Origin of the sequence: Streptomyces sp. NPDC059582, assembly GCF_042735715.1 — a bacterium.
Lineage (GTDB): Bacteria > Actinomycetota > Actinomycetes > Streptomycetales > Streptomycetaceae > Streptomyces.
The window spans coordinates 1-15,686 of the sequence record NZ_JBHWCC010000025.1; the positions used below are offsets into that span (position 1 = coordinate 1).

Annotated in this window: 15 protein-coding genes, 1 pseudogene and 1 riboswitch; of the genes and pseudogenes, 10 read left to right on the forward strand and 6 right to left on the reverse strand. The window is 72.6% G+C overall.

From position 1 onward, the window contains the following. The first annotated feature begins 234 nt into the window (after positions 1-234). A complete protein-coding gene (locus ACFV0T_RS21635; RefSeq protein WP_385781421.1) occupies positions 235-783 on the forward strand; it encodes an RNA polymerase sigma factor in 549 nt (182 codons plus the stop codon). Beyond that, positions 776-1,747, forward strand: a complete 972-nt coding sequence (locus ACFV0T_RS21640; protein WP_385781424.1) for a CU044_5270 family protein — start codon at positions 776-778, stop codon at positions 1,745-1,747. The genes ACFV0T_RS21635 and ACFV0T_RS21640 overlap by 8 nt, the downstream gene beginning before the upstream one ends. On the opposite strand, the gene ACFV0T_RS21645 is transcribed toward ACFV0T_RS21640, so the two are convergent. The 3 genes from ACFV0T_RS21645 to ACFV0T_RS21655 form a co-directional block, all read right to left on the reverse strand. After that, positions 1,748-2,596 carry a bifunctional 5,10-methylenetetrahydrofolate dehydrogenase/5,10-methenyltetrahydrofolate cyclohydrolase gene (locus ACFV0T_RS21645; protein ID WP_385781426.1) on the reverse strand — a complete coding sequence of 283 codons (849 nt, stop codon included), beginning with the start codon at positions 2,594-2,596 and terminating at the stop codon, positions 1,748-1,750. Between the two features lie 22 nt (positions 2,597-2,618). After that, positions 2,619-2,704, reverse strand: a riboswitch (ZMP/ZTP riboswitch). A gap of 112 nt (positions 2,705-2,816) precedes the next feature. Beyond that, entirely contained in the window at positions 2,817-3,047 is a 231-nt protein-coding gene (locus tag ACFV0T_RS21650) for a hypothetical protein (RefSeq protein ID WP_385781428.1), read from the reverse strand. Then, complete coding sequence (locus ACFV0T_RS21655; RefSeq protein ID WP_385781430.1) at positions 3,035-3,400, reverse strand: nuclear transport factor 2 family protein; 366 nt, start codon at positions 3,398-3,400, stop codon at positions 3,035-3,037. Before ACFV0T_RS21655 ends, ACFV0T_RS21650 begins: the two co-directional genes overlap by 13 nt. 172 nt (positions 3,401-3,572) lie before the next feature. On the opposite strand from ACFV0T_RS21655, the gene ACFV0T_RS21660 reads away from it, so the two are divergent. Next, positions 3,573-3,866 (forward strand): hypothetical protein, encoded by a 294-nt coding sequence (locus ACFV0T_RS21660; RefSeq protein WP_385781433.1) that lies wholly within the window; start codon positions 3,573-3,575, stop codon positions 3,864-3,866. 136 nt (positions 3,867-4,002) lie between these two features. Here the strand turns inward: ACFV0T_RS21660 and ACFV0T_RS21665 are convergent, their stop codons facing one another. Further along, a complete protein-coding gene (locus ACFV0T_RS21665) occupies positions 4,003-5,760 on the reverse strand; it encodes an ABC transporter ATP-binding protein (protein ID WP_385781436.1) in 1,758 nt (585 codons plus the stop codon). A gap of 265 nt (positions 5,761-6,025) precedes the next feature. Here ACFV0T_RS21665 and ACFV0T_RS21670 point away from each other — a divergent pair. From ACFV0T_RS21670 to ACFV0T_RS21690, 5 genes and pseudogenes are all read left to right on the forward strand, one after another. After that, positions 6,026-6,799, forward strand: a pseudogene (locus tag ACFV0T_RS21670) (RNA-guided endonuclease InsQ/TnpB family protein); the annotation flags it as partial. Between the two features lie 288 nt (positions 6,800-7,087). Then, complete coding sequence (locus ACFV0T_RS21675) at positions 7,088-8,176, forward strand: S-(hydroxymethyl)mycothiol dehydrogenase (RefSeq protein ID WP_385781439.1); 1,089 nt, start codon at positions 7,088-7,090, stop codon at positions 8,174-8,176. Further along, a complete protein-coding gene (locus tag ACFV0T_RS21680) occupies positions 8,176-8,805 on the forward strand; it encodes an MBL fold metallo-hydrolase (protein WP_385781441.1) in 630 nt (209 codons plus the stop codon). The genes ACFV0T_RS21675 and ACFV0T_RS21680 overlap by 1 nt, the downstream gene beginning before the upstream one ends. A 122-nt stretch (positions 8,806-8,927) precedes the next feature. Further along, positions 8,928-9,842, forward strand: coding sequence for an SDR family oxidoreductase (locus ACFV0T_RS21685; RefSeq protein ID WP_385781442.1), 915 nt, complete (start codon positions 8,928-8,930; stop codon positions 9,840-9,842). Positions 9,843-9,845: 3 nt separating this feature from the next. Continuing rightward, complete coding sequence (locus ACFV0T_RS21690; RefSeq protein ID WP_385781445.1) at positions 9,846-10,649, forward strand: SDR family NAD(P)-dependent oxidoreductase; 804 nt, start codon at positions 9,846-9,848, stop codon at positions 10,647-10,649. A 15-nt stretch (positions 10,650-10,664) separates the two neighbouring features. On the opposite strand, the gene ACFV0T_RS21695 is transcribed toward ACFV0T_RS21690, so the two are convergent. After that, positions 10,665-12,071, reverse strand: coding sequence for a pyridoxal phosphate-dependent decarboxylase family protein (locus ACFV0T_RS21695; protein WP_385781447.1), 1,407 nt, complete (start codon positions 12,069-12,071; stop codon positions 10,665-10,667). Positions 12,072-12,427: 356 nt separating this feature from the next. Between ACFV0T_RS21695 and ACFV0T_RS21700 the strand changes: the two genes are divergently transcribed. Further along, positions 12,428-13,123, forward strand: a complete 696-nt coding sequence (locus ACFV0T_RS21700) for a L,D-transpeptidase family protein (RefSeq protein ID WP_385781449.1) — start codon at positions 12,428-12,430, stop codon at positions 13,121-13,123. Positions 13,124-13,147: 24 nt separating this feature from the next. On the opposite strand, the gene ACFV0T_RS21705 is transcribed toward ACFV0T_RS21700, so the two are convergent. Beyond that, positions 13,148-14,350: a Gfo/Idh/MocA family protein gene (locus ACFV0T_RS21705; protein WP_385781452.1), complete on the reverse strand. Its 1,203-nt coding sequence runs from the start codon at positions 14,348-14,350 to the stop codon at positions 13,148-13,150. A gap of 158 nt (positions 14,351-14,508) precedes the next feature. Between ACFV0T_RS21705 and ACFV0T_RS21710 the strand changes: the two genes are divergently transcribed. After that, positions 14,509-15,675, forward strand: a complete 1,167-nt coding sequence (locus ACFV0T_RS21710) for an ROK family protein (protein ID WP_385781455.1) — start codon at positions 14,509-14,511, stop codon at positions 15,673-15,675. Positions 15,676-15,686: the final 11 nt, after the last annotated feature.

The following is a 15,686-nucleotide window of genomic DNA, read 5'->3' on the forward strand; positions in this document are numbered from 1 at the left end:
CGGGCCAGCTCGGCGCGCATGACCAGAGCCAGCACACCGCCGATGCAGAAGAACGCGAACGACGTGACGAGATACAGCGTGCCGATCGTCTTGTGATCGGTGGTGGTGAGCCATCTGAGGTTCCTCATGCCCCGCCTGTGTCCGCGCCCGGCCCGCACGTCACACTCGACCGAGGCGAGGAGCGTCACAGGGAACGGGTGTGACGATCGCAAGGGTGCCGGACACGAACGGGACATGAGCAACGACGAGAACTTCGCCGCTGCCTATCGCGAGCACTACTGGGCGGTCAGCCGCTACGTGGCGCGGCGACTGGCCGGGCGGACGCACGAGGTCGAGGAAGTGGTCGCGGAGGTGTTCACGATCGCCTGGCGCCGCCGGTCCGACCTGCCGCCGTCCCCGCTGCCCTGGCTGTACGGCGTGGCACGCAACTGCCTGGCCAACACGGTGCGCGGCCACGGACGCCGCCGTCGGCTTCTCGACCGGCTGGGCAACGACGAGACGGCACACCGACGGCACATCGAGGCCGGGCCCGACACCGAGGCCCCCGGCGGCTGGGTGCACGAGGCGCTGGCCCGGCTCTCGCCCGCCGACCAGGAGGTGCTGCGCCTGACGGCCTGGGAGGAGCTCGGTGTCGAGGAGGTCGCCGTCGCCCTCGGCTGCGGCACCCGGGCCGCGTCCATGCGGCTGCACCGGGCCCGGCACCGGCTGAGAGCCGAGATCGACCGCATGCGCCCCGCGACCGCCGCCGGCGCGCACTCCTCGAAGGAACACGGCCATGGCTGACGAACTCGACCTGCTGCGTGATGCCGACCCGGTACCGGCCGACGGTCCCCACTTCGGGGACGGACCGCTGGATCACGGCGCCGAACGGCAGCTCAACCGGCTGCTGCACGCGACCGACCCCGGCCGCTCCCGCCGTGCCCCCTGGGCCTGGGGCCTTGCCACGACCGCCGTCGTCGCCGCGACCGCGCTGGCCCTGCTGCTCGGCGGCCCGGCCACCGCTCCCGCGGTCGCCGCGCCGCGCCCGCTGACCGTCCGGGCCGGCTCCACACCCGTTCCGCTGGACCGGCTGGCCGAGCTGGCCGCGGCGGCGGCCGCGGACGGCGAACCGGCCCTGCTCAAGGGCACGCACGTGCAGTCGTGGAGCCTCGGCATGTCGGACGACGCGCCGCCGGTCACCCTCCCCGAGGAACGCATCGTGCGCTGGACGGCGGACGACCGCCACACCGAACTCGTGGTGGCGACCGACCCACGTCACCCGGGCCGTCCCGTCCTCTCCGACGCGGGCGGCGAGCCGCGCCCGGTCGAGGACGGGCGGGTGATCAGCAGGCGGGCCTTCCCGCCGACCTGGAGCGACGCCCCGCCGGAGGCCCGCCCGCCGCACGACGCGCGGCACCTGCGCGGCTACCTCCTGGAGTCCGCGTACGCCGAGTCGCTGACGACTCCCGAACTCCTCGACGCCGTGGGCCGGTTGCTCGACCACTGGACCCTCGGCGCCCGGGAGAGCGCGGCGCTCGTCCGGGTCCTGGCGGACACGGAGGGGCTGCGGCCCGCCGGACAGGTCACGGACCGGCTCGGGCGGAGCGGCCAGGCGTACGTGTACCAGGCCGCGGGCGCCCGCCGGATGCTGATCATGGACCCAGGCACCGGCGCCGTCCTCGGACTGGAGGCCACCTTCACCGCCGACCAGCCCGAGTACGGCGTGCGGGCCGGCGATGTCATGGAGTACAGCGCCTGGATGCGCTGATCACACCCCGAGCTGTCGGGCGGCCGCGTCCACGGTCTGCTCCAGCAGCGTGGCGATGGTCATCGGGCCGACGCCGCCCGGCACCGGGGTGATGAGCGAGGCCCGCTCCAGCGCCGAGTCGAAGTCGACGTCGCCGACGTTCCCGGCGTTGTAACCCGCGTCCACGACGACGGCGCCGGGCTTGAGGTCGGCGCCCTTGACCAACCGCGGCCGGCCCACGGCGGCGACCACGATGTCCGCCTCGCGGACGACCGACGAGAGGTCCCGGGTGCGGGAGTGGGCGTACGTCACCGTCGCGTTCCGGGCGAGCAGCAGCATGCCGGCCGGCTTGCCCAGGATGGCGCTGCGGCCCACGACGACGGCGCGCTTGCCCTCGGGGTCGACGCCGTACTCGTCGAGCAGGCGCATGATCCCGCCGGGCGTGCAGGACACGAATCCCGGCAGGCCGAAGCTCATCGAGGCGAACGACGCGAAGGTCACGCCGTCGACGTCCTTCTCCGGTGCGATCGCCTCGAACGCGGCGCGCTCGTCGATGTGGTCGCCGACCGGGTGCTGGAGCAGGATGCCGTGCACGGCGGGGTCGGCGGACAGCTCCCGCAGGGTGCCGACGAGTTCCTCGGTGGTCGTGCTCGCGGGCAGCTCCACATGGCGCGAGTCGATGCCCGCCTTGCGACAGCGGTTCTGCTTCATCCGGACGTAGGTGACGGACGCGGGGTCGGCGCCGACCAGCACCGTCGCCAGGCAGGGGGCCGAACCGGTGCGCCGGGTGAGGGAGGCCGCCCGCGCCGCGGTCTCCTCCACGATGCGCCGGGCGGGCGCGGTGCCGTCCATGAGCCGGGCCTGAGTCATGATCCACTCCTGAGCAGGTTGACCTCATCGCCCAGGCGCACGGCATTCGACTTCTCCGGGGCCGCTCCCCGGTGGTGCTCCACCTCAGCGCCAGTCACGACCCGCCGTCAGCCTAGCCGAGGCCGTACGGGGGCCAGGACCCGCTCCCGAAGAGTGCTCCCGCAGGCTGCCTGCCGGGTCTGGTCGGGTCGCCCGGCCCGGTCCGGTGGGGCGGCGTCGCTCAGCGGTGTCGGCCGTGCCTGACGCGCGGCGCGTCCGGCGGCGGAAGCGTCCGGCCGCGCGCCGCGCGCAGCACCGAACGCAGCAGGGCGGCGGACGCGCGCAGACCCGCCGCGGACACCGGTCGCGGACGCCGGGAGTGGCCCGTACCCAGTGTCGCCCGCGCCGAGAAGGTCCAGGTCAGCCGGGAGGAGACCTGGACCCTCGCCGCTCGCTTCGCTACTCGTCCCATGCCTGGATCATGATCTGCTCGCTGATCCTGCCGTCGCGCAACGTGATCATCGACTCGGCGAGGACCCGCCCCCCGTCCGGATACCGACAGGACTCGCTGAAGGCCGCGCTGTCGCCCTGGACCACGCAGCGCTCCAGCTTGTGGGTCATGTCGCGGCTGTAGACGTCGTCGAGCATCGCGCCGATCTCGTCACGGCCGTGCAGGACCTTGGGGTGACTCGGCTGGGTGTTGCGGTCGATGACGCGTATCTCGGCGTCGTCCGCGTAGAGCGCCAGAAGCGGCGCCGCTGTGGTGCCTTCGATGCCCTGGCGCAGGGTGTCGGTGTCGAAGGCGGAGCCTGCCGCGGTGCCCATGGTGACCTCCTTCGAGGGCCGCGGCCCGACGGAGGTGCGGGCCGCGAAGGGCCTCACCTCCGAGCGTCCTCCGCCGTCGCGGGCTCGGCAAGCGCTGCGGGGGCGGTCCCCCTGACGGGTGAGCGGAGCGGCGGGGCCGTGTCCGGTGGCGCCCCGTGCCGTTGCTCCGGGCATGATCTCCACTCGACGCATCGTCGCCGCCGCCTGCCTCGCCGCCGGGGTCACCGGCTTCGCCGCCCCGCTCGCGAACGCCGCCGAGGCGACCGCTCCGGCCGACGGCAAGCTGAGCCCGATCGCGGTGCTGGACTCGCTGGCCACGAGTGATATCCCCGCGGAGTACCGGCGCGAGGTCCCCTCGGTCCGTGAGCAGCTGTCCGGGCTGGGCAAGCTCAACGACCTCAACCAGCTGCATCAGCTCACCGACCTGGCCGCCCCCGTCACGGGACTGCTCCCCGCGGTCGAGTGAGCCCCGGTACCGGTGGACGACGCCGGTACCGGTCGAGGGCCGCCCCGGGTGGGCGGCCCTACGCGTGCGCGGCCCTACGCGTGCGCGGCCCTACGCGTGCGCGGTCCTACGTGTGCGCGGCCCTACGCGTGCGCGGTCAGTCGCCGGCGGTCGCCAGGAACTGCGTGGCCGCCAGCTCCGCGTAGAGCGGGTCGGCCGACACGAGCGCGCGGTGGGTACCGACGGCACGGACCCGGCCGGCGTCCATGACGACGATCCGGTCGGCCATCGTCACCGTCGACAGCCGGTGTGCGACGACGAGGACGGTCGTCGTCCTGGCGACGTCCGCGACCGTGTCGCGCAGCGCGGCCTCGTTCACCGCGTCCAGCTGTGAGGTCGCCTCGTCGAGGAGCAGCAGCCGGGGCCGGCGCAGCAGGGCGCGCGCGATGGCCACCCGCTGGCGCTCGCCGCCGGACAGTCTGGTGCCGCGGTGCCCGACCAGCGTGTCCAGCCCCTTGGGCAGCCGGGCGACCAGACCGTCCAGGCGGGTCGTCTTCACGACGTGTGTGAGGGCGGCGTCGTCCGCCTCCGGAGCGCCGAGCAGCAGGTTGTCGCGCAGCGAGCCGGACAGCACCGGGGCGTCCTGCTCCACATAGCCGATCGCCGACCGCAGCAGCGGCAGCTCCCAGTCGGCGAGGTCCCGGCCGTCCAGGGTGATCACCCCGGACTCGGGGTCGTAGAACCGCTCGATGAGGGAGAAGACGGTGGTCTTGCCCGCGCCGGACGGGCCGACGAACGCCGTCATGCCCCGGGCCGGAACGGCGAACGTCACCCCGTGGTGGACGTACGGCAGGTCGTCGGCGTACCGGAAGCGGACGTCGTCGAAGGCGAGGGACGCGGGCGGTGCGTCGGCGGACGGCAACGGAACGGGACGGGCGGGCGGTTCGGCGGGCAGCAGCAGCGCCTCCTGGATCCGGGTGAGGGCCGCCGCGCCCGTCTGGTACTGGGTGATCGCGCCCACGACCTGCTGGATGGGCGACATCAGGTAGAAGACGTACAGCAGGAACGCGACCAGCGTGCCGATGTCGACGGCGTCCGTCGCGACCCGGGCTCCGCCCACCGCGAGCACCGTGATGAACGCGATCTGCATCGCCAGTCCGGCCGTGTTGCCCGCGGCGGCCGCCCACTTGGCGGCGCGGACGCTCTGCCGCCAGGACTCCTCTGCCGCGTCGTGCAGCGTCCGCTCCTCCCGATGCTCGGCGCCCGACGCCTTCACCGTGCGCAGCGCGCCCAGCACCCGCTCCAGCGAGGCCCCCATCACGCCGACCGCGTCCTGGGCCTGCCGGCTGGCCCGGTTGATACGGGGCACGATCAGGCCCAGGACCAGGCCCGCGCCGAGGATGACGGCCAGCGTGACCGCCAGCAGCACCGGCTCCACCAGCCCCATCAGCACGACCGTCGCCACGAGCGTGAGCCCGCCGGTGCCGAGGCCGACCAGCGAGTCGGTGGTGACCTCGCGCAGCAGCGTGGTGTCGGACGTGATGCGGGCCATCAGGTCGCCCGGCTCGCTGCGGTCGACGGCCGGTATCCGCAGCCGCAGCAGATACGACGACAGGGAGCGCCGGGCGCCCAGCACCACAGACTCCGCGGTGCGCCGCAGGACGTACGAACCCAGCGCGCCCAGCGCCGCGTTCGCGACGACCAGGCCCGACATCGCCAGCAGCGCTCCGGTGATCGTCCGGTCGTGCGCCAGGTCGTCGATCAGGCCGCGCGCCACCAGCGGCAGCAGCAGCCCCGTGCCGCCGGTGACCAGGGACAGCAGGGCGCCGGCCGACAGGGCCCAGCGATGCGGCCGTACGTATCCCAGCAGCAGCCGCCACGGGGGCGGCCCAGGCTGCGTCTGCGCGATGGTCACGGTGCTCCGTTCGAGGAGGTTGCTTCGGCCTTCAGGCCGGGGAGGATTCGAAGCTCCCGGGTAGCGGGGCGTGGGGTTGAGTGATCGCCGTCAGGGCGATTGGCCGTCTCCACCCGCCGGGCCGAGCGCGACCTCGAGCAGGTGGACGGTCTCGGAGTTGAGGGAGCGCCGGTCGGCGTGCGTCTCCTCAACACGGCGTGTGTAGGCAGGTTGGTTGGCAGGCGGAGAGAGATCCGCGTCTCATCTGCCAGGATAAAATGATGCCATGGCGACACCGTGGAGAACGGCGGAGGATACCGGGCATGCCCGGTATACCTGCCGGCTGCGCGTGTCGTCGACCGCCCGCACTGCCCTGTTCGCCGAGTGGGACCGCTGCCGGTGGATCTGGAACGAGCGCGTCGCCAAATCCCGCGCTGTGCAAGCCGCCAACCGGGCGCACCCCGAGGACAGGCTGACGTGCGGCCCGGCGCAACTCGACAAGATGCTGACCGAGGCCCGCACCCGTACGCCATGGCTGCGCGAGGGCGCCTCGGTGCCGCAGCAGCAGGCCATCCGGGACTTCGCCAAGTCCCACTCCAAGGCCGTCAAGGACATCGGGAAGCGACTGCCCGTGCGGCAGTGCGCGGGTATGCCCCGGCACAAGAAGAAGCGCGAGGCGCAGCCCACGCTGAACTACATCGTGCGGGGCTTTCGTTTGAAGGACGGCCGTCTGTACCTCGCAGGGGATATCGCCCTGACCGTGGTGTGGTCCCGAGAACTGCCCGCCGCGCCGTCCTCGGTACGCGTGTACCGCGACAGCGTCGGACACTGGTACGCGTCGTTCGTCGTCGCCGTCCAGGCCCAGCCGCTCCCTGCCACGGGCCGTGTCCTCGGCGTGGACTGGGGCGTCAGGGAGACCGGCACCACCACATCCGATGCCCACGACCTCCCCCACGCCCGGCACGGCAAGAACGCCGCACAGCGTTTGGCCCGCTACCAGCGGATGATGGCCCGTCGCCGCCCGGTGAAGGGACAGGCGGCCTCCCAGGGCTACCGCGAAGGAGCCAGGAATCCCCTCCTTCAGGGAGGGGAGGATGTCAAGGTGCTCCTCACCGGTCGGACGGACCGATGGGGAGCAGGTGAAAGCCCGCCTGGAGAAGCTCTTCCTGTCGTTGCGTAGGGGTCACGTCGGCCCGAGGGATCGGCCTGGGGCGGGGAGCGGGCGGGGCACCTCGGCGCGGCGGCCGGGGTGAACGACGCGACGGGGGCACCGGACCGTGCCCTTACCGATCAGTCACGCGTAGGGTCGGAGCGGGACGGAACCCCGTCGACGAAAGGGTTGAGCACCATGGCGCAGGAAGTACGCGGCGTGATCGCACCGGGCAAGGACGAGCCGGTCCGGATCGAGACGATCGTCGTGCCGGACCCGGGCCCCGGAGAGGCCGTCGTACGTGTCCAGGCCTGCGGTGTCTGCCATACCGACCTGCACTACAAGCAGGGCGGTATCAACGACGACTTCCCCTTCCTGCTGGGTCATGAGGCGGCCGGCGTGGTGGAGTCGGTCGGCGACGGGGTCACCGACGTCGCACCCGGCGACTTCGTGATCCTCAACTGGCGTGCGGTGTGCGGTCGTTGCCGGGCCTGTCTGCGTGGCAGGCCCTGGTACTGCTTCGACACCCACAACGCCGAGCAGAAGATGACCCTCGCCTCGACCGGCCAGGAGCTCTCCCCGGCTCTGGGTATCGGCGCGTTCGCCGAGAAGACCCTGGTCGCGGCCGGCCAGTGCACCAAGGTCGACCCGGCCGTCTCCCCGGCGGTCGCCGGACTGCTGGGCTGCGGCGTGATGGCCGGCCTCGGCGCGGCGATCAACACGGGTAACGTCGGCCGGGGCGACACCGTCGCCGTCATCGGCTGCGGCGGAGTCGGCGACGCGGCCGTCGCGGGGGCCGACCTGGCCGGCGCGGCGAAGATCATCGCCGTCGACATCGACGACCGCAAGCTGGAGACCGCCCGCACGATGGGCGCCACGCACACCGTCAACTCCCGCGACACCGACCCGGTCGAGGCGATCCGCGAACTGACCGGCGGCTTCGGTGCCGACGTCGTCATCGAGGCGGTGGGCCGCCCGGAGACGTACCGGCAGGCGTTCTACGCCCGCGACCTGGCCGGCACGGTGGTCCTGGTCGGCGTACCGACCCCGGAGATGAAGCTGGACCTGCCGCTGCTCGACGTGTTCGGCCGGGGCGGCGCGTTGAAGTCGTCCTGGTACGGCGACTGCCTGCCCTCCCGCGACTTCCCCATGCTGATCGACCTCCATCTCCAGGGCCGCCTGAACCTCGAGGGGTTCGTGACCGAGACCATCCAGCTCGACGAGGTGGAGAAGGCGTTCGAGCGCATGCACCAGGGCGACGTCCTGCGTTCGGTGGTGGTGCTCTGATGGCCGCCCGCATCGAACGCCTCGTCACCTCCGGGCAGTTCACGCTCGACGGCGGCACCTGGGACGTCGACAACAACGTGTGGATCGTCGGTGACGACCGAGAGGTCGTCGTCATCGACGCCGCCCATGATGCCGAGGCCATCGCCGAGGCCGTCGGCGACCGCCGCCTCACGGCCATCATCTGCACCCACGCCCACAACGACCACATCGACGCCGCGCCCGCCCTCGCGGACCTCACCGGTGCCACGATCTGGCTGCACCCCGACGACCTGGCGCTGTGGAAGCTCACCCACCCGGACCGCGAGCCCGACGCCCATCTGGCCGACGGTCTGGTGATCGAGGCCGCGGGCGCCGATCTGACGGTGCTGCACACGCCCGGCCACGCGCCCGGCGCGGTCTGCCTGTACGACCCCGGGCTGGCCACGGTGTTCACCGGCGACACCCTCTTCCAGGGCGGCCCCGGCGCGACCGGCCGTTCCTTCTCCCACTTCCCGACGATCATCGACTCGATCCGGGACCGTCTTCTCCCCCTCCCGCCGGAGACGAAGGTCCTCACCGGCCACGGCGACCCGACGACCATCGGCGACGAGGCCCCGCACCTGGAGGAGTGGATCGCCCGAGGGCACTGAGCCCGCGGGCACCCGCACGGTGCGCCCGGCCGAGTGATCGTCGAGAAAAGGCGACAGGAGATGTCCGGCTTACCCGTCACCCTCGAACCCGACGTCGGTCGTAGGAGCACGGGAGGTCGGACATGTCCGCACCGCTGGAAGGCAAGGTCGCCCTGGTCGCCGGGGCCACGCGCGGAGCGGGGCGGGGGATCGCGGTGGAACTAGGCGCGGCGGGCGCCACGGTCTACGTGACCGGACGCAGCACCCGCGCCCGGCGCTCGGAGTACGACCGCCCGGAGACCATCGAGGACACCGCCGACCTGGTCACCGCGGCAGGCGGCCACGGCATCGCCGTACCCACCGACCACCTCGACCCGGCACGGGTGCGCGCGCTCGTGGACCGCGTCGCGGACGAACAGGGCCGCCTCGACGTCCTCGTCAACGACATCTGGGGCGGCGAGAACCTCTTCGAGTGGGACACCACGGTCTGGGACCACGACCTCGACAACGGGCTCAGACTGCTGCGCCTCGCCGTCGAGACGCACGCGATCACCAGCCACCACGCCCTGCCCCTGCTGCTGCGCCACCCCGGCGGACTGGTGGTCGAGATGACGGACGGAACCGCCGACTACAACCGCGACACCTACCGGGTCAACTTCTTCTACGACCTGGCCAAGGCGTCCGTCCTGCGGATGGCGTTCGCCCTCGGCCACGAACTCGGGCCCCGCGGCGCCACCGCCGTCGCGCTCACCCCCGGCTGGCTGCGCTCCGAGCTCATGCTCGACCACCACGGCGTGCGCGAGGAGAACTGGCGGGACGCCGTCGAGCGTTCACCGCACTTCGCGATCTCCGAGACGCCGCGCTACGTCGGCCGCGCGGTCGCCGCCCTCGCGGCCGACCCCGACGTGGCGCGCTGGAACGGCCGCTCCCTCTCCAGCGGCGCCCTCGCCGCGGAGTACGGCTTCACCGACCTCGACGGCAGCCGCCCGGACGCCTGGCGCTACCTCGTCGAGGTGCAGGACGCGGGCAGGCCCGCGGACGTCACCGGGTATCGATAGGCCATGACACCGATTCAGGAGCCACGATTCCAGGGGTACGCCGTCCTCGTCACCGCCGCGGCCCGCGGCATCGGCGCCGCCACCGCGGGCCGGTTCGCCCGGGAGGGGGCGCGGGTGCTGGTGACCGACGTCGACCTGCCCGCGGCCGAGCGGACCGCGGCGGCGCTGCGCGGACAGGGGCTCGGCGCCGAGGCGTTCGGTTGCGACGTGGCGGACCGGGCCTCCGTCGAGGCGGCGGTCGCGTACGCCGTCGGCACCTTCGGCGCGCTAGACGTGCTGGTCAACAACGCCTACGGCTGCTCCCCGGACGCGCCCCTCTTCGAGGACGAACCGGACGAGGTGTGGGCCCGCGACCTCGACCTCACCCTGACCGGCGCCTACCGCTGCTGCCGGGCCGCCCTTCCGCACCTCGCCGCCACCGGGCGCGGCGCGGTCGTCGGTATCGGCTCGGTCAACGGGCTCCAGGACTTCGGCAACCACGCCTACAGCGCGGCCAAGGCGGGCCTCGGCTCGCTGACCCGTACCCTCGCGGGGCACGCGGCCGCGCGCGGGGTGCGTGTCAACCTCGTCGTGCCCGGCACCGTGCGCACCACGGCATGGGAGGGGCGTGAGGCCGAACTGGAGGCGATCGGCGAGCTGTACCCCCTGGGGCGGGTCGGCGAACCGGACGACATCGCCGCCGCCGTCGCCTTCCTCGCCTCGCGTGACGCGGCCTGGATCACCGGCACCGCCCTGACGGTCGACGGCGGCCTCACCGCGGTCAACACCGGATTCCACGCGGCGACCCGACGCCGGGAGGAGGTCTGACGGCGGCGGACCCCCTCAGCCGCCGTCCGCCCCCGGCAGCCGCACCGAGCCGAGGGCGCGCAGCACCCGCCGCGTGTCCTCCTCGGTGGTGCGCCAGTTGCTGAACGCGGCGCGCAGCGCGGGCACCCCGCCGTACACCGTGGGCGTCAGGAACGTCTCCCCGGAGGCGGCGACGGCCGCCGCCAGCGCGTCGACCCGTTCCTGCGTGGGGTCGTCGGCGAGGGTGAGACAGACGACGTTCAGCCGGACCGGCGCCAGCAGTCGCAGCGTCGGCGTCCGGTCGACGCCCTCGCCGAGGCGCCGCGCGAGCTCCACGTTCCGCTCGACGATCTCGCGGTGCCCCGCCCGGCCGTACGCCATCAGCGAGACCCAGGCGGGCAGCGCGCGCAGCCGGCGGGAGTTCTCGGGGGTGAGGTGGAGGAAGTCGGGATCGTCGGTGGGCGGGCCGAGATACGGCGAGGCGTTGTGGAAGACGGCGACCTGGAGGTCGCGGCGGCGGGTGAACTGGACGGCCGCGTCGTAGGGCACGTTCAGCCACTTGTGCAGGTCTACGCAGACCGAGTCCGCCGCGTCGAGCCCGTCGACCAGGTGCGCGTGATCGGGGGAGAGCGCGGCGAAGCCGCCGAACGCGGCGTCCACGTGGAGCCAGAAGTCGTGCCGCTCTCGCAGCGCCGCGATCGCCCGCAGGTCGTCGAAGTCGACGGTGTTCACGGTGCCCGCGTTGGCCACCACGATCGCGGGCCGGCCGCCCAGCTCCGTCAACGCCGCGTCCAGCGCCTCGACGTCGACGGCCTCCCGGTCGCCGGCCGCGACGGGCACCAGCCGCAGCCGGTCCCGGCCGATCCCGAGCACCGACAGTGCCTTGCCGACGCTGGAGTGCGGACTCCCCGAGAGCACGTCCACCGGGCCCAGGGCGGCCGCGCCCGCCCGCGAGACGTCCACTCCCAGCCGCTCGCCCACCCACGCGCGGCCGACGGCCAGCCCCACCGTGTTGGACATGGCCGCCCCCGACACGAACGCCCCGTGATGCCGCTCACTCAGCCCGAACAACTCGCGCAGCCAGCTCACCGTCTCGTGTTCCAGTGCCGCGGCCCAGGAGCCGACCGCCCCCGACACGTTCTGGTCGAGCGCGGATGTCAGCCAGTCCCCGGCGAGGGCCGCGGGCGTCGCGCCACCGGTCACGAACCCGAGGTAACGCGGCCCCGCCGAGCCGGAGAAGCCCGGCGCCCAGCGTTCGGCGAACCGCGCCAGTGCGCCCTCGGCACCGGCCCCGTCGGCCGGGAGGGGCGAGCGGCCGGGCGCCTCGCCGACGTGGACGGCGGGCCGCTCGGCCAGGCCGGCGACCTCGCGCACGGCGAGGTCACGGGCGGACTGCAGGAGTTCGGGAAGCCGGGACAGATCGCCGGCGAGCGCGGGGTGCATGCGGCGGAGCCTAGTGCCGTGGCGGGCAGCGTTTGCCTGTGCAGGAGCGGCGTCCGGTGCGTGCTCGCGGCGGGCCGGCCGGAAGTCCTCGTACTGGTCGTACGTGGGCTTTCGGCCGGTGCGGCGAGAGGGCGTGCCGGGCGTCGCGACGGGGCGAACGTCGCCTGCTGCGGCACTAGGCACGGGACTCGCCCGACGGCGCGGTCCACTCGCGGAGAACTGGACCGATGGCGACGCGGCGGGTCTGCCGCCTCATGTAACCGTTTTGTCGCGACGTCGGTCGACCGGGCAACTTTTGTCCCGCGGCGCCCGTCTAGTGGGCAGAGATCGCAGGACGCAGGAGAGGACAACCCGCCATGGGGGACATACGCAGACGGGGCGCCGTCGCGCTGGGGATCACCACGCTGGTGGCCCCGCTCACACTCGCACTGACCGCCGCACCGGCGCAGGCCGCGAGCTGTACGACGCAGGCCGGCCCGTACCAGAAGCAGGTGGAGAAGTTCCTCGGCCGGCCGGTGGACGGCCGGCAGTCGTCCGCCGACTGCAAGGCCGTCCGGGCCTTCCAGACCAAGCACGGCATCACGCCGAACATCGGCTACGCCGGGTCCGTCACCTGGGGCGTGATGGACCTCATGAACAAGCAGAAGGCCGTGGGCAAGAAGCCCAACAAGGACGGCAGGTGCCCGACGAACAAGGGCCGTATCGCCTGCGTCAACCTCACGCTCCAGCTCAGCTGGATCCAGGACGGCAGCCGGCTCGTCTATGGTCCCGTGCCGGTCCGCACCGGACGCAACGGCTACGAGACGCGCACCGGCCTGAAGAAGGTCTACTGGCGTGACATCGACCACGTCTCGAACCTCTACAACGTGCCCATGCCCTACAGCCAGTTCTTCGACGGCGGTCAGGCCTTCCACTCGGTCGGCCTCAGCATGTGGAACCCGCCGGGCTCGCACGGCTGCGTCAACATGACCAAGACCGACGCCAAGAAGTACTGGTCGCTGCTGAAGAACGGCGACGACGTCTTCGTGTACGGCCGCAAGCCGGGCACCTGACGGCACCCGGCCCGCCGCGGCGGGTCACGCCTCGGGCGCGTCCCCGAAGTCCGGGATCTCCAGCCGTGCCCCACCCTGCCGCGCGGAGTCGTGCGCGATGATGCCCGGCAGGGTGTAGCGGGCCGCCACCCACGCGTTCACGGACGGCAGGGTGCGGGTGTCGACCGCGGTCACGAAGTCGTCCACCAGGAAGTGGTGGCTGCCCTCGTGACCGTTGTGCAGCTCGTCGAAGGCCCGCGGCAGTCGGGCCCGGTCGTGCACCGGCGCCGAACCGGAGGTGAAGGCGGCCCGCAGCTCCGGCGCGATGTGCTGGAGCGAGGGGTCGTCGGGGGAGAGCGTGGGCTTGGGCTCCAGCAGCTCGCTGATGTCCTGCACCCCCTTCTTGTCCTGCCACAGCGCCACCGTGGCCAACTGCTCCATGCTGGCGTCCGTACCGAAGAACCGGAACCGCGACTCCCTGATGTGCGAGGGGTAGCCGACCCGCCGGAACTCGTTGGTCCGGAACGATCCGCCGCCCGCGACCTCGAACAGCGCGCTGGCGTTGGAGAAGTCGTTGCCGAACTGGCTGACGTCCTTGTCGAACACACCGTCACCGCGGTCGTCGACCACGCCGATGGCGGACACGCTCACCGCGTGCGTCTGCCAGGCCCCGAGCACCCCGCCCACCGAGTGCGTGGGGTAGAGCAGCGGGGGATAGCTGGCGGTCTCCTTCCAGTTCTCGCCCCCGCTGTACCGGTACGCGTCGTAGAAGCCCAGGTCCATGTCGTGGACGTAGTCGCCCTCGGCGTAGAAGAGCCGCCCGAAGGCGCCGTCGGCGATCTGGTTGCGGGCGTGCACGGTCGCCGGGTTGTACTGGCTGGTCTCGCCCATCATGTACGTCAGTCCGGTCGCCTTGACCGCGTCGATGATCGCCGCGATCTCCTCGGTGGTGATCGCCATGGGGACGGCGGAGTACACGTGCTTGCCGGCCGCCAGGCCCTGGAGCACCAGCGGGCCGTGCGTCCAGCGCTGGGTGAAGATCGCGACCGCGTCGACGGCCGGCGATTCCAGCATGGCCTCGTACGACGGGAAGGTGCCCGCCAGCCCCTGGGCGGCGGCGAGCTGCTCGGCCCGGTCGGGCAGCAGGTCGGTGACGTAGACGTCTTCGACGCCGGGGTGGGCCTGGAACAGCGTGGCGAACTGGCCGGAGAACTGGCCGGCGCCGACGATGCCGAGCGAGAACGTCATGAGGTGCGTGCCCTTCGCTGGGAGAAGATCGCACTTACTTTTGTGGCGGAACAATCCTGCCGTCAAGGGGGCGGCGCGACAACTTTCGATGGGGCCATTCTGCGCATAGAGTGGCCCTGTTGGTTTTGAGGCGGAAGAAAACAGGGAGTCTGGCCCGGATGACCGCAGCTGCCGGCAGCTGGCTGCCGCTGAGCCCCGGCGAACGGTCGGTGGCGATCGAGGTGCTCGTCCACGGACCGCTCTCGCGCACCGACCTCGCGCGGCGACTGGACCTGTCCGCGGGCAGCCTCACCCGGCTGACCAAGCCGCTCATAGAGTCCGGCCTGCTGGTCGAGGTCCCCGAGGGTGGAGGTTCGGGCGACGCACAGGTGCGCCAGGGGCGCCCCTCCCAACCGCTGGCCGTCGTCGCCGAGTCCCGCACCTTCGCCGGTTTCAAGATCACCGAAGACATGGTCTACGGCGTCGTCACCACACTCCGCAGCGACATCGTCGCCCGCCTGGACCGCCCGCTGACCACGCACGATCCGGACGCGGTCGCGGACCTGGTGGCCGAGATGACCGGGGAGCTGGCTCGCGCCCACCCCCGAGCGGCCGGGATCGGCATCGGCGTCGGCGGCTTCGTCCGCCATCGCGCCGTCGTGGCGGAGTCGCCCTATCTGAGCTGGCGTGAGGTTCCCCTCGCCGACCTGGTCGAGCGGCGCACCGGGCTGCCGGTCGTCGTCGAGAACGACGTCGCCGCCCTGGTCGAGGCCGAGACCTGGTTCGGCGCGGGGCGCGGCCTGGACCGCTTCGTCGTCCTCACCATCGGCGCGGGCATCGGCTACGGACTGGTCCTCGGCGGCCGAAGGGTGCCCTACGCCGAGGAGGACCGCGGGTTCGGCCGGCACTGGATCCTCAGCCCCAACGGCCCGCTCACCCCGGACGGAGAGCGCGGCAGCGCCGTCTCGCTGCTGGCCATCCCCAGCATCCGCTACCAGGTGCAGGCCGCCACCGGACGGGAACGGACCTACGAGGAGATCCTCGCCCTCGCCGCCGCCGGCGACCCGATGCCCGCCCGCGTCGTCGACGAGGCGGCACGCGCCCTGGGCACGCTGGTCGCGCAGATCGCCAACTTCGCGATGCCGCAGAAGATCCTGCTCGCCGGAGAGGGCGTCGGTCTGATGGACGTCGCGGGGGAGACGGTGCGGGAGACGATCCGCGCCCACCGGCATCCGCTGGCCGCCGCGGTCGACCTGGAGACCAAGGTGTCCGACTTCCACGACTGGGCGCGCGGAGCGGCCGTGCTCGCCATCCAGGTGCTGGTGCTGGGGGCGGCCGACCGATGAACTACCGGCCG